Annotated in this window: 12 protein-coding genes and 3 tRNA genes; 9 read left to right on the top strand and 6 right to left on the bottom strand. The window is 48.2% G+C overall.

Translation table 11 applies throughout. The annotated features are described in order from the left end of the window. Positions 1 to 176 precede the first annotated feature (176 nt). A complete protein-coding gene (locus KRX19_07960) occupies positions 177 to 968 on the top strand; it encodes a TatD family hydrolase (GenBank protein MBV7434955.1) in 792 nt (263 codons plus the stop codon). An 18-nt stretch (positions 969 to 986) separates the two neighbouring features. Next, positions 987 to 1733: a tRNA threonylcarbamoyladenosine dehydratase gene (locus KRX19_07955; GenBank protein ID MBV7434954.1), complete on the top strand. Its 747-nt coding sequence runs from the start codon at positions 987 to 989 to the stop codon at positions 1731 to 1733. Between the two features lies 1 nt (position 1734). On the opposite strand, the gene KRX19_07950 is transcribed toward KRX19_07955, so the two are convergent. Next, positions 1735 to 2655 (bottom strand): lysine exporter LysO family protein, encoded by a 921-nt coding sequence (locus tag KRX19_07950; protein ID MBV7434953.1) that lies wholly within the window; start codon positions 2653 to 2655, stop codon positions 1735 to 1737. Between the two features lie 217 nt (positions 2656 to 2872). Between KRX19_07950 and KRX19_07945 the strand changes: the two genes are divergently transcribed. After that, the gene (locus tag KRX19_07945; GenBank protein ID MBV7434952.1) at positions 2873 to 3409 is read left to right on the top strand and encodes a peroxiredoxin; all 537 of its coding nucleotides are present in this window, start codon (positions 2873 to 2875) and stop codon (positions 3407 to 3409) included. Positions 3410 to 4066: 657 nt separating this feature from the next. On the opposite strand, the gene ntrC is transcribed toward KRX19_07945, so the two are convergent. From ntrC to KRX19_07930, 3 genes are read right to left on the bottom strand one after another with little or no spacing between them, the layout of a single operon-like run. Then, entirely contained in the window at positions 4067 to 5512 is a 1446-nt protein-coding gene (ntrC, locus tag KRX19_07940) for a nitrogen regulation protein NR(I) (GenBank protein MBV7434951.1), read from the bottom strand. Next, positions 5509 to 6537 (bottom strand): hypothetical protein, encoded by a 1029-nt coding sequence (locus tag KRX19_07935; protein ID MBV7434950.1) that lies wholly within the window; start codon positions 6535 to 6537, stop codon positions 5509 to 5511. The genes ntrC and KRX19_07935 overlap by 4 nt, the downstream gene beginning before the upstream one ends. A 26-nt stretch (positions 6538 to 6563) precedes the next feature. Beyond that, positions 6564 to 6671, bottom strand: a complete 108-nt coding sequence (locus tag KRX19_07930; GenBank protein ID MBV7434949.1) for an excalibur calcium-binding domain-containing protein — start codon at positions 6669 to 6671, stop codon at positions 6564 to 6566. A 55-nt stretch (positions 6672 to 6726) separates the two neighbouring features. Between KRX19_07930 and KRX19_07925 the strand changes: the two genes are divergently transcribed. Then, positions 6727 to 6930, top strand: coding sequence for a hypothetical protein (locus KRX19_07925; GenBank protein MBV7434948.1), 204 nt, complete (start codon positions 6727 to 6729; stop codon positions 6928 to 6930). 47 nt (positions 6931 to 6977) lie between these two features. Here KRX19_07925 and glnA read toward each other — a convergent pair whose 3' ends face one another. Continuing rightward, a complete protein-coding gene (gene glnA / locus KRX19_07920) occupies positions 6978 to 8387 on the bottom strand; it encodes a glutamate--ammonia ligase (protein ID MBV7434947.1) in 1410 nt (469 codons plus the stop codon). Between the two features lie 176 nt (positions 8388 to 8563). Continuing rightward, positions 8564 to 9667 (bottom strand): succinylglutamate desuccinylase/aspartoacylase family protein, encoded by a 1104-nt coding sequence (locus KRX19_07915; protein ID MBV7434946.1) that lies wholly within the window; start codon positions 9665 to 9667, stop codon positions 8564 to 8566. A gap of 56 nt (positions 9668 to 9723) precedes the next feature. Here KRX19_07915 and gltX point away from each other — a divergent pair, with 56 nt between their 5' ends. From gltX to KRX19_07890, 5 genes are all read left to right on the top strand, one after another. Further along, positions 9724 to 11127 (top strand): glutamate--tRNA ligase, encoded by a 1404-nt coding sequence (gene gltX, locus KRX19_07910; GenBank protein ID MBV7434945.1) that lies wholly within the window; start codon positions 9724 to 9726, stop codon positions 11125 to 11127. Between the two features lie 82 nt (positions 11128 to 11209). Further along, positions 11210 to 11285 (top strand) — tRNA-Ala (locus KRX19_07905). Positions 11286 to 11303: 18 nt separating this feature from the next. After that, positions 11304 to 11378, top strand: a tRNA-Glu gene (locus tag KRX19_07900). 38 nt (positions 11379 to 11416) lie between these two features. After that, positions 11417 to 11492: transfer RNA gene (locus KRX19_07895), tRNA-Glu, on the top strand. Positions 11493 to 11701: 209 nt separating this feature from the next. Further along, positions 11702 to 12163 carry a hypothetical protein gene (locus KRX19_07890; GenBank protein MBV7434944.1) on the top strand — a complete coding sequence of 154 codons (462 nt, stop codon included), beginning with the start codon at positions 11702 to 11704 and terminating at the stop codon, positions 12161 to 12163. Positions 12164 to 12251 lie beyond the last annotated feature (88 nt).

The raw sequence follows: 12251 nt of genomic DNA, 5'->3' as shown, positions 1-12251 counted from the left end.
CTTTCTAAACTTTATAGGGTGTTGCCGTATCTTGCTGTGCTAGAAGTATTGGCTACGGCAATAAGCCTTGTATGAAATTTAAACTAGTGTAGTTAGATATTCGAGTTACCGCTTGGTTATTGGGTGTTTCATGCGCAAAAGGTACACTGCATCTTTTGTTTACAGAGTTGCTTGATATGTTAATCGACAGCCATTGCCATCTGGACTTTGCCGAGTTTGATCCCGATCGCGATGCAGTACTGAAGCGAGCGCGTGAAGCGGGTGTGGCGCAGATTGTTGTGCCTGCGGTGTCGCGCGCGAGTTGGGCCGATGTGGCGAGATTATGCGGGGATGTGGCGGGTTGCCATGCAGCGTATGGTTTGCATCCTTATTTTCTCGATCAGCATGCAGTAGAGGATATTGATGTACTCGCTGACTGGCTGGATCATCACGACGCGGTAGCAGTGGGTGAAGCAGGGCTGGATTTTGCCATTGATGCAGATCGTAAACTACAGCAGCGCTATTTTACGGCGCAGCTTGAGCTGGCAGAATCATTGGATTTGCCAATTATTTTGCATGCGCACCGTGCGCTAGAGCAGGTATTACAAACGTTAAAAACGTATCCTGATGTGCGCTTTGTCGTCCATGCGTTCAGTGGCTCGGATCAGCAGTTGGCGCAATTGCTCGATCTCGGCGGCTATATTGGCGTGGGTGGTACGGTGACGTATGAGCGTGCGCAGCGCTTGCGGCGGCAAGTGTCATCTATGGATTTTTCGCGCGTGCTGCTGGAAACCGATGCGCCTGATCAGCCGCTTTGCGGGTATCAGGGCGAGCGCAACGAACCGGCGCGCGTTGGCGAAGTGGCGCGTGTTGTGGCAGAATTGCGCGCTTTATCGCGTGATGAGGTCGCTGCACAAACCAGTGACAACGCGCGACGTTTTTTTTGCCCTGTAGCCGATTATTCAAGAATATTTAGCCCTATCAATTAACCATTAAAGAGTAACACCATGCCCACAGCCCAAGCCCGCACCGAAATTTTATTAGGCACTGAAGCCACAGCCGCATTGCGCGACAAAACCGTGATGATTGCCGGACTCGGCGGGGTTGGCGGTTACTGCGCAGAAGCAATTGCCCGTGCAGGTATTGGCCGCTTGATTATTCTTGACCACGATGTGGTGTCGCCGTCCAACCTCAATCGCCAGTTACTGGCGCTGCATTCGACGATTGGCGAACGCAAAACGGACATCATGGCGGCGCGCCTGCGCGATATTAATCCTGATCTTGATCTGGTCGTGGTACAGCAGTTTTTGCGCCCTGATGGTGCTGATGCACTGCTTGAGCCGCTCGGCAAGATTGATTTTCTCGCCGATTGTATTGATTCGATTGCGTGCAAGGCGGCATTGATTCACGCCGCACAGCAGCGCGGTATTGCAGTGATGTCGGCGATGGGTGCGGGTAACCGCCTTGATGTGACCAAGGTGAAAATAAAAACGTTGAATCAGACCAGCGGTTGCCCATTGGCACGCGAGCTGCGCAAATCGCTGAAAAACCTTGGCGGTAATCTGCGCTATCCGGTGGTGTTTTCTGACGAGCCACGCCGTCAGCCTTTACCGCATCAGCCGATCGAAGGCGCGGAACCGGGTCGTGCCCGTGCGGTAAACGGCACGATTTCCTACTTGCCGGCGCTATTCGGGATGATGATTGCAGGGCATATTATCCGCAGCCTGGTTGAGGAAGACGGCCTAGCATCTTGAATTAGATCAGGAACAATCCAATCAGGAGTGGTGCAAGCAGGCTCAAGGTAATGCCGCTGACCAGTGCTTGCGGCACTTTATCGGTACCGCAATTGGTTTTGATGATCGGTAAGACGGTATCCATCGTACCTGCTCCGGATATGCTCATTGCCATATAGCCGTAGCGGATGCCGATCAAATAGAGCACGATGATGCCGAGTAATTCACGGGTTAGGTCAATCAGCAATGCGGTGGTGCCGTAATAGGCGCCGAGTGCATCACCGACCATGACGCTTGATAAGGTAAACCAGCCAAAGCCGCTGACCAGTGCCATGGCGTTATGCCATTCCATACCGGTGATATAAGCAGCAATTTGACTACCCGCGAGACCAAGCGCAATGATCATAAAGGGAAGAATAAAGATGCGTGGTGCGAAATGGGTGCGTTTTAGCTCAAGGCGGTAGAGGTCAATGCCGGCGAGAAAGACCATCACAATCAATATGCTGTTGACGGATGGCAATGGCAAATGAATGTGCAAGGTATAGGTGGTGAGTAAATGCATGGCTGCACCGAGCGCAACCATGGATAAGGCAACCAGGCAAGAGCGCAATGGCTTCCACAGGCTGGTCGGAGAGACGTCTTGGCGGGGCTTGATGTTTCTTTTGCTGACCATGTGGTGGTCATAAATCCATGCAATGATCGCAGCAGGAATCAGGGTACTGAATATGGTGAAGTAGAGTGCTGTATGCAATGCTTTACCGAGTGCTTCGGCTGATACCAACAAATCACCAAAATCAGCACCAATCAAAAATAACAATACCCAGACCAATGGTCCAATAATACTGACCATCCACTGTTGCCAATTGTCCGGAATAAATCGGGCGATCATAAAGCCGCATAAAATAGCGACAACGATTGGCATGAGCGTGAATAGGGTAGACATAATTTTACTGACAGAAATTAGGGCTGGAGAGCAGGTGTCGGGAGAAGTAGTATAGACATATTTTTAGATCATTCAAACTCTTATATAAGGAAAATACAGCTCGATTGAACGATTTAAATTAATGTATTGGTATGTCATCATTTTTATTGAATGTTATTGAACAGTAGTAAGTTTTGCTTATAATGATGGCGCATTTTACTTAACAAAGGAGTTCGTCATGAGCGATATGATTGGCAAAAAAGTACCTGAAATGATTTTTAAGACGCGTGTACGCGATGAAAGTGTTGAAGGTGAAAATCCGTTCCGTTGGCAGGATGTTAAAAGCAATGAAATCTTTGATGGTCGCAAGGTCGTTGTCTTTGCATTGCCGGGCGCATTCACCCCGACTTGCTCTAGCACTCACTTACCTGGCTTTGAGCAAAATTACGACAAGCTTAAAGATTTAGGCGTCGATGAGGTGTATTGCTTGAGCGTCAATGATGCATTCACCATGTTCCAGTGGGCTAAGCATCAGGGCGTTGAGAAAGTCAAAATGCTGCCAGATGGCAATGGCGACTTCACTCGTGGCATGGGTATGCTGGTCAAGAAAGAAAACCTCGGCTTTGGTGAGCGCAGCTGGCGTTATTCAATGTACGTCGAAGATGGCGTGGTCAAGCAGGTTTTCTGTGAAGATGGCTTCAGTGATAACTGCGAAACTGACCCATTTGAGTGCAGCGACGTCAATACAATGATTGATTACTTGCAGTCAAAATAAGTTTTCAACAGACGAAAAAAGCAGGTCATATGACCTGCTTTTTTATTGGGGGTTAGGCTCGTATGAACTACATCACATTATCAGGATCATAGAGATCACGAGTTTCAGTGGGATCAAAATATTTAGTTATAGCAGTTATTTAACTATATGTTTTCTGGGCTAAAATCACTAAATGATTGTGTTTGTTAAGTAACAAAAGGACATCCTTGTCCAATTGGTACTCCGTGTCTTAGGAGCAAATTATTATAGTGTTCTGTTTAAGATTCACTGTTAACCATTTGCTTCTGCTTATTACAATACATCTAATTAACATAGATTGTCAATATAATAATGTTTTTTTGTTACTAAATCTTTTTGTGAGTAAACTATAGCTGAATAATATGTTGTTTAATTTATGCTTATGAGTTATTAAATAGCTAAGATTATTAGATTTGGTGAGCAGATATTTATTTAACTTATGTTGACTAAGAAATTGCTAAATTTATAATTGTAAAGGATGTGATTTTTATAATATAACTAATTGTTTTTTCATTTAAAATATATTATTTTATTGATAGTTTTGCAATATTTGTCACGAATACAGCTATTGATATCCACAGATTGCATGGAGATTTGGTCAGCTGAATTTGTGTATAAATTTAATTGAATATAAATGATTTATTCATCTGCCTGTGATTTTTTTTGCGTACGTTTACGTGTGAGGGTGTTACGCCCGATCCCGAGTAGTGCTGCTGCGTGGCTGATGTGGTGGTCTGTTTGGATCAGGGCTGCATCAATGAGGGTTTGATCAAATTGGTCGAGTAATTTCTGGTAGGCGTGGCCTGCATGATGGTTTAGGGCGTGTCGTGCTGCTTGGTTGAGCGCGGCTTGCCAATCTTGGTGCTCAGTTTCTGTATGTGCTTCCGGCTGCTTGATTAGATTACTGCTGCTATGGTTGTCATCTGGTAAATCATGGAGGGTGATGGTGTCGCCAGCGCTGAGAATGGTGAGCTGATGGCAGAGGTTTTCGAGTTCACGAATATTGCCGAGCCATGGGCGCTGTTGCAGCTGGTGCAGTGCGGCGGGGTCTATTTTTTTACGCGGTAGATTGTGTTGTTTGGCCGCCTGGCTGAGGTGATAGTCAATCAGTGCGGGGATGTCTTCACGGCGATCACGTAGCGCAGGTAGGTGCAGGTGGATAACGTTCAGGCGGTGGTATAAATCGGCACGAAAACGCCCTAGTTCGGCTTGTTCGGCAAGGTTTTTATGACTTGCTGCGATGATGCGTACGTTGGCGGTTTTGAGTGTCTGCCCGCCAATGCTGTAGTAGCTACCTTCAGCTAGCGCACGCAGTAGCTTGGCCTGTAGTGGAAGAGGCATGTCGCCAATTTCATCGAGGAAGAGTGTGCCACCTTCGGCTTGTGCGAAGCGCCCAGCGCGGGTACTGGTTGCGCCGGTAAATGCACCTTTTTCATGCCCAAAGAGTTCTGCTTCAGCAAGTTCGGGCGGAATGGCCGCCATGTTTAGTGCGATAAATGGGCCATCGGCAACGGGGCTGTGTTTGTGTAAAGCACGCGCGATCAGTTCTTTACCGGTGCCGGTTTCGCCGCTGATGAGGACATTGACGGTGGTTTTTGCCAAGCGCCCAATCGCACGGAACAGCGGCTGCATCGCAGGGCTATTGCCAATGATGTCGCGGTTGTTGTTTTTTGTGGTTTGTGATGGAGTTTTGATTTGCCGTGCTTTAGGGCGCAAGGCTTGTTCAGTGAGATGCTTGAGCTGATCCAAATCAAAGGGCTTGGGGAGGTAGTCAAAAGCGCCTTGTTCGTAGGCATTGACGGTGATGTCGAGGTCTGAATAGGCAGTGGTGATGATAAAGGGTAGGTCGGGATAGCGGCGGTGGCTGTGTTCGAGTAATTCAAGCCCGCTGAGACCGGGCATACGTACGTCACTGATGACGAGGTCAGGGGCGCGGTGGCTTTGTGCGATGGCATCAAGTGCTTCAAGTGCATTAGACCAGCAGCGGGTTTGATAGCCCCAGGCTTGCAGGCTGTCTTCAATGATAAAGCGGATGGCGTCGTCGTCGTCAATGACCCAAATAATGGCAGAGTTGTGTGTGTTCATGATGTGGTCGGCAGGATGATGGATAGGGTTGTGTGGCCAGGTTCGCTGTCGAGCTCAACGGCGCCATGATGCTGGTGAATGATATTTTGCACGATCGCAAGCCCGAGTCCGCTGCCTTGGTGGAAGTGGCTGATCATGGGCTGGAAAATTGCAGTGTGTAGTGCTTCGGGGATGCCGCAGCCGTGATCGCTGATGCGGATGGCGACGACTTGGCGGTGGCGGATATTACCAATGGTGTATTGGTGAACAATTTCACTTTGGATGGTAATGTCGCCGTGGTAATCACTGGCTTTTGTGGCATTGCTGAGCAAATTGAGTATGACTTGCTGGATTTGATTATCGTCCAGTGGAATATCGGGAATGCTGGGGTCGTAGGTACGACGAATAGTGATGTTTGTGTTTTCAGGTGCACTGGTAAATACGGCAATGGCTTGCTCGATGGTGCGATGGATATTATCCGGACGCAGCTCTGGTTTGCCTTCTCCGGTCATGGTTTTTAATAATTGGTTTAGTCGTTCGCTTTGGGTGATGATGATGTCTAGATAGCGGGTGGCGCGTTCATCTACCAAATCTCGGACGCGTTGTGCGGCTCCTTTAATGCCCGCGAGTGGGTTGCGGATTTCATGAGCAAGATTGCGGATCAGGAGGCGGTTGTGCTCAGCTTGGTGTTGTAGAGCTTGACTGTGCATGATGCTGTGTGCACGGGTGAATGTGTGGAGTTCAATCAGGTATTGGTTGGTGTTGATTTGTTTGACTGCAATATCTGCATGGTGACGCTGGCGGGTATTGCTGACGTCAATGGCAATATTGCGTGCAACGATACTGCGCTGTTCATATGCAGCAAGCTCGAGCAGTGTTCGCCAGCCGTCGGGGTGATAGATGAGTTCGTCTAGTGGATGCTGATAACAGGCATTACCACTGCGCTGAACGAGGTCTTCCGCCGCTGGGTTTAGGCTGTCAATTCGTGCCTGAACATCGGTGACGATGATGGCGGTGGTGAGATGGTCAGTGAGTTCGATGGACATGTGACTTATTAGCTAACATCATTGGGTTAATGCCCACACAATTGTCTTTCACAAGGAATGCCATCACCATCACCATCCATTTTTGTATTGGGGCAATGGCGAATAAAATATTTCGCTTCATCACATGAACGCATTTGTGAGCAATGTTGTCGGCCATCGCATTTGTATTTTGCTGTAGTGGAGGGTTGATTGTGTGACGGTTTTGACTGCTTAGATGATTGCTGTGCCGGAAAAAATGCTGTTTGTCGCCCATGCGAATATAAGATTTATTCTCTTGCTCTGTTTGATGCTCTTGATATTTTTGGTAACCAAAATAAATCAGAATTGCTGCGCAAATTAGAAATAAAAACCTCATCTCAGATGTTGCTCCTTGCTTTGTTTGGCACTATATAAAAAGGCAGCAGCGGGTGCTGCTGCCTGTATGTGCATCACGTTGCTGTTTAGCAGCTGTAGTACATTTCAAACTCAAGTGGGTGAACCTGCAGGCGCAGCTTCTCAACTTCTTCACGCTTGAGGGCAATATAGCCTTCGAGCAGATCTTCACTGAAGACATCGCCGGCTTTGAGGAAGTCGCAATCTGCTTCAAGTGCATCAAGTGCTTGCTCAAGTGAGAAGGCAACTTGTGGGATGTTGTCAGCTTCTTCTGGTGGCAGGTCATAGAGGTCTTTGTCCATGGCGTCACCAGGGTGGATCTTGTTCTTAATGCCGTCAAGACCAGCCATTAGCAATGCGGCAAAGCACAGGTATGGGTTTGCAGTCGAATCCGGGAAGCGAACTTCAATACGGCGACCTTTAGGGTTGAAAATGTATGGAATACGGATTGAAGCCGAGCGGTTACGCGCAGAATAAGCAAGCATGACCGGCGCTTCAAAGTGCGGAACGAGGCGCTTGTAGCTGTTGATTGACGGGTTGGTAAACGCATTCAGCGCGCGGGCGTGCTTGATGATGCCGCCAATGTAATACAGCGCCATTTCTGAAAGACCGCCGTAACCGTCGCCTGAAAAGAGGTTTTTACCATCTTTAGCGAGAGACATGTGTACGTGCATACCTGAACCGTTATCGCCAACGAGTGGCTTAGGCATAAAGGTTGCGGTCTTGCCGTAAGCGTCTGCAACGTTGTGAATCACATACTTGAGCTGCTGGACTTCGTCCGCTTTGCGGGTCAGGGTGTGGAACTTGACGCCGATTTCGCACTGACCTGCGGTTGCAACTTCGTGGTGGTGCACTTCAACTGTCTGGCCAACTTGCTCAAGAATGAGGCACATATCTGCACGGATGTCGTTGAGTGAGTCAACAGGAGCAACCGGGAAGTAGCCACCTTTGAGGCCAGGACGGTGGCCTTTATTGGTACCGCCAAAGTCGCTGTCGCTGTTCCAGAAGCCTTCTTCGGAAAGGATTTCAACGCTGGTTTTGTTGATGCTGGTTTTATATTTGATGCCGTCGAAGATAAAGAATTCGTTTTCAGGGCCAAACAGGGCAGTATCGGCAATACCAGATGACTTGAGGTAAGCTTCAGCGCGTTTAGCGAGTGAACGCGGGTCGCGGACGTAGCCTTGCAGGGTGTCTGGCTCAATGATGTCACAAGTAATGATAAGTGTTTTGTGCTCACTGAACGGGTCGATGAACGCAGTTTCAGGATCAGGCATCAGGATCATGTCTGACTCATTGATGCCTTTCCAGCCGGCAATAGATGAGCCATCGAACATTTTGCCTTCTTCAAAGAAGTCTTCGTCAACGCCAGCTGCGGGCATGGTGACGTGTTGTTCTTTACCTTTGGTATCGGTAAAGCGCATATCTACAAAGCGGATTTCTTCTTCTTTGATGCGGTCGATGATGGATTGCGGGGTCATATTGAGCTCCTGTTTATAAATTCAAATGATGTCAATCTGTGATATGTTTTTAGCAGACTTTGTGCCAAAATTAATATCAAGTTATTTCAAGTGGTTGTCAGTTTTGTCTGGTTGTTTTGCCCTGTTTTTGCACGTTGTGCTTTTTTGTTTGCACCAATATGGTGCGCTCGTTGTGATCAATAAGCAAGCTTGCCGTCGCCAATCGCTTCTTTACCGGCAATTTGGACAACGACATGGCCAGGGCGAACTAAGTGGTTGCGACCCAATGCGTAAACAGTGCCATCAATTGGTGCGTGTAATGCGGTTCGCGTTGCTGACGGATCGTCGAGATTAATCAGTTCAGCGACCAGTGCACCAGCTGCTACACGCTCTCCTGCTTCGATTTTAAAATCAAGTAGTCCACTGTGTGGTGCGAGGACGCGCGAGACACCAGCAAGCGGGGTGCCGAGTTCTGTATCGCTATCTGGTAAAGGTTCGCCATCTACTATGCCAATATGGGCAAGGAATTTCATGAAATTAGCCGCATCATTGCTGGCAATCTCATCACTGATATCACGTTCGCCGCGTAACTCAAGCGTGGTTGCAAAGGTGGGGTAGGGAAGAGTTGTGTCGAGTGCGGTTTCTAGTCTCCACCACGGGCTACATGCCGCTTCGTCAAAGGCGATAGAGCCGGGATCATCTTCAAGAATCAGGGCATCAAGTTGCATGGCTTGTGCCAGTGCCTCACCGGTTTGCTGATGGCGAACATTGACGAATGCATGGGCGCAGGCATTGGCATCACAATGCACATCAATGACGTAATCTGCATCGAAGCTGAGGAGTTGGAGTGTTTTGCGCAGGTGTTCGCTTTCGAGTTGTGGTTGCCAATCGTTAAGTGCCTGCCCCATGGCATGACGTACGGCCATGACTGCGTCACTGTCATCCATGAGGCGCAGGCGTTCTTTATCGAGGTAAGGTAGGGCTGCTTCGCCGAGATTGAGGTAGCCACGGTTAAAGTTGCCGCTGTAATCAAAGTCAAAACGTCCGAGCTGGTAGCCGCCGAGGAACTGGCGCATGCCGAGCGGGTTGGCATAAGGTACGATCACGATTTCACCGTTAATCGTTGCGTGCTCCAAATGCTTGTGCAGGTGATGGAGCATCAGAAGCCCAGGCCATTCGTCAGCATGTAGTGCGGCTTGAATATAGACTTTTTTGCCGCCGGGCTGGCCGTAGCGCCAAACTGTCAGGCTACTATGAGTGCCGGGTGAGCCAGCCGGCAAATTGAGGTGTTCTGTTTGCATAAGCCTTCCTGCGTTACAATATGTGGCTTTATTGTACGTGATTTGATTGAGGAATTATGACCATTACCCGATTTGCACCCAGCCCGACTGGTGATTTACATATTGGCGGTGTACGTACCGCATTATTTTGTTGGTTACATGCACGCCAGCACGACGGTATCTTCCGCTTGCGCATCGAAGACACTGACCAAACCCGCTCAACTGAAGCATCTACGCAAGTTATTTTGGATGGCATGAGCTGGCTTGGCTTAGAGCACGATGGTGAAATCGTTTATCAAAGCAAGCGCTTTGATCGCTATAACGCGATCATTGATCAAATGCTTGAAGATGGCTTGGCGTATCACTGCTGGTGTACGCCAGAAGAACTTGATGCCATGCGTGAAGAGCAAAAAGCCAAAGGTGAAAAACCGCGCTATAACGGTAAATACCGCAATGGTGGTGAGCCTGTTGAGGGTGTGAATCCTGTGGTTCGCTTTAAAAATCCACTTGAAGGTGTGGTCAGCTTTGATGACAAAGTGCGAGGAAAAATAACCATCAGTAACAAAGAATTGGATGACTTTATCATCCGTCGCAGTGATGGTACGCCGACATATAACTTCTGTGTTGTGGTCGATGATGCTGAGCAGGAAATATCGCTGGTGATTCGTGGCGATGATCACATCAATAACACCCCGCGCCAAATCAATATTTACCGCGCGCTTGGCTATAAAGAACCGGATTTTGCGCATGTGCCAATGATTCTTGGTGATGATGGTAAGCGCCTATCCAAGCGTCATGGCGCGACCAACGTATTAGATTATCGCAAGCAGGGGTATTTGCCAGAAGCTGTGTTGAATTACTTGTTGCGCCTCGGTTGGTCGCATGGCGATCAGGAAATCTTTAGCAAAGAAGAAATGCTTAAATATTTCCGTATTGACGATGTACATAGTGCTGCAGCGGCATTTAATACGGAAAAACTGCGTTGGCTCAATCAGCATTACATGAAAGAGCGCAGCGCCGCCGACTTGATTGAACCGCTGCGCCCACATTTGATTGAGGCTGGCGTAGAGCTCAGTGATGATGCGCTACTCGCTGCGATACCGCACTATCAGGAGCGCAGTAAGACGTTAAAAGAAATGGCGGAAAATATGCACTGGATTGCCGTTGCGCCAACTGAATACCCAGAGAAAGCCGCCAAAAAAGCATTTAAAGGCGAAGAAACTGCTGCGCTGCTCGATGATCTTGCCAAGCGCCTTGCTGCACTCGATAAGGCTGATGAACAAGCTGTTCATGACGCTATTGCTGCTTGCGTTGAAGAGAATCAGGTTGGCTTCGGGAAAGTAGGGCAGCCTGCGCGACTGGCCGTCACGGGGGGCGCGCCATCACCAGATTTAGCGATTACTATTTTGCTACCGGGTATTGAATCGAGCATTAAACGCCTTCAAGTGGCATCTAAATACATTAGAGAAAACAAAGAATAAACAAATTGTTTTATTTTTTGTTCGCCGCACCGTTGACAGCGGGCGCGCATCTGCATAAAATGCGCGCCTCGCACACAGCGACGGGGCTATAGCTCAGCTGGGAGAGCGCCTGCATGGCATGCAGGAGGTCAGCGGTTCGATCCCGCTTAGCTCCACCACAAAGTAGTTTAAGTAGCGTCCCCATCGTCTAGCGGTTAGGACATCGCCCTTTCACGGCGGTAACAGGGGTTCGAATCCCCTTGGGGACGCCAATTTATCCTCGCTGTGTTGTGTAACTATGGACTTAAAAGTCCCCATCGTCTAGAGGCCTAGGACATCGCCCTTTCACGGCGGTAACAGGGGTTCGAATCCCCTTGGGGACGCCATTTCAAATATGGTGTCATAGCGAAATAGTTTGATATATCTATATTTTATATAGTGTTATGATCTAGTTAATACAGCACACTATATAGCACTTGGTTTTAAGTATTCTCTCTAAATAGAGCCATTATGGTTCTTACCCCTTATTTTATTCCCAATGCAATTACTTCGCCTCATTTCCTTTTCATTTCTTTTGCTCAGTACGCCGTATTCTATGGCATCAGATAGCACTCTACTTCCTGATTTTACCAATAAAGCCGGCTGGGCAAATGGATCGTGGAAAGTGCGCACAAGCCTGTATACCCGTCATTACAATCCAAAGCCGGAACACAATAATCACCAGAAGCTACTTAATGTGGAGTACCAGCGTCAGGATGACTGGTCTGTTGGTATCGCTTTGTATTCAAATTCTTTTGGTCAGCCGTCGCAGTATGCTTATTTAGGGTATGAGTGGACGCTGTGGTCTAATCAGGATTGGCAAATGCATGCGTCGCTAACTGGTGGGCTACTGCATGGCTATAAAGGTGAATACAAAAATAAAATCCCGCTGAATAAGTATGGGGTCGCACCAGTTTTATTACCTACGTTGGGCTGGTCTTACAAGCAGCACTGGTTTGCTGAAGCACAATTTTTTGCTGCAGCAGGCGTCATGGCGACAGTCGGGTATCGATTCTAAATTCTTTCAACTATTTGGCATGCTGTCGGTATTTTGTGGTCATAGTGTTTATTATGCCTGCTTAACTGTGTTTGTATTACGGTCAAAA

The sequence above is a fragment of the Cardiobacteriaceae bacterium TAE3-ERU3 genome, assembly GCA_019218315.1.
Classification (GTDB): domain Bacteria; phylum Pseudomonadota; class Gammaproteobacteria; order Cardiobacteriales; family Cardiobacteriaceae; genus JAHUUI01.
The sequence above is the reverse complement of the archived record's forward strand: the minus strand, read 5'-3'. Positions and strand labels throughout refer to the sequence as shown.

Bases quoted from the DNA above. Each gene is read 5' to 3' on its own strand.
- KRX19_07960 (MBV7434955.1), top strand. From the start codon at position 177: ATGTTAATCGACAGCCATTGCCATCTGGACTTTGCCGAGTTTGATCCC.
- KRX19_07955 (MBV7434954.1), top strand. From the start codon at position 987: ATGCCCACAGCCCAAGCCCGCACCGAAATTTTATTAGGCACTGAAGCC.
- KRX19_07950 (MBV7434953.1), bottom strand. From the start codon at position 2,655: ATGTCTACCCTATTCACGCTCATGCCAATCGTTGTCGCTATTTTATGC.
- KRX19_07945 (MBV7434952.1), top strand. From the start codon at position 2,873: ATGAGCGATATGATTGGCAAAAAAGTACCTGAAATGATTTTTAAGACG.
- ntrC (MBV7434951.1), bottom strand. From the start codon at position 5,512: ATGAACACACACAACTCTGCCATTATTTGGGTCATTGACGACGACGAC.
- KRX19_07935 (MBV7434950.1), bottom strand. From the start codon at position 6,537: ATGTCCATCGAACTCACTGACCATCTCACCACCGCCATCATCGTCACC.
- KRX19_07930 (MBV7434949.1), bottom strand. From the start codon at position 6,671: ATGCGTTCATGTGATGAAGCGAAATATTTTATTCGCCATTGCCCCAAT.
- glnA (MBV7434947.1), bottom strand. From the start codon at position 8,387: ATGACCCCGCAATCCATCATCGACCGCATCAAAGAAGAAGAAATCCGC.
- KRX19_07915 (MBV7434946.1), bottom strand. From the start codon at position 9,667: ATGCAAACAGAACACCTCAATTTGCCGGCTGGCTCACCCGGCACTCAT.
- gltX (MBV7434945.1), top strand. From the start codon at position 9,724: ATGACCATTACCCGATTTGCACCCAGCCCGACTGGTGATTTACATATT.
- KRX19_07890 (MBV7434944.1), top strand. From the start codon at position 11,702: ATGGCATCAGATAGCACTCTACTTCCTGATTTTACCAATAAAGCCGGC.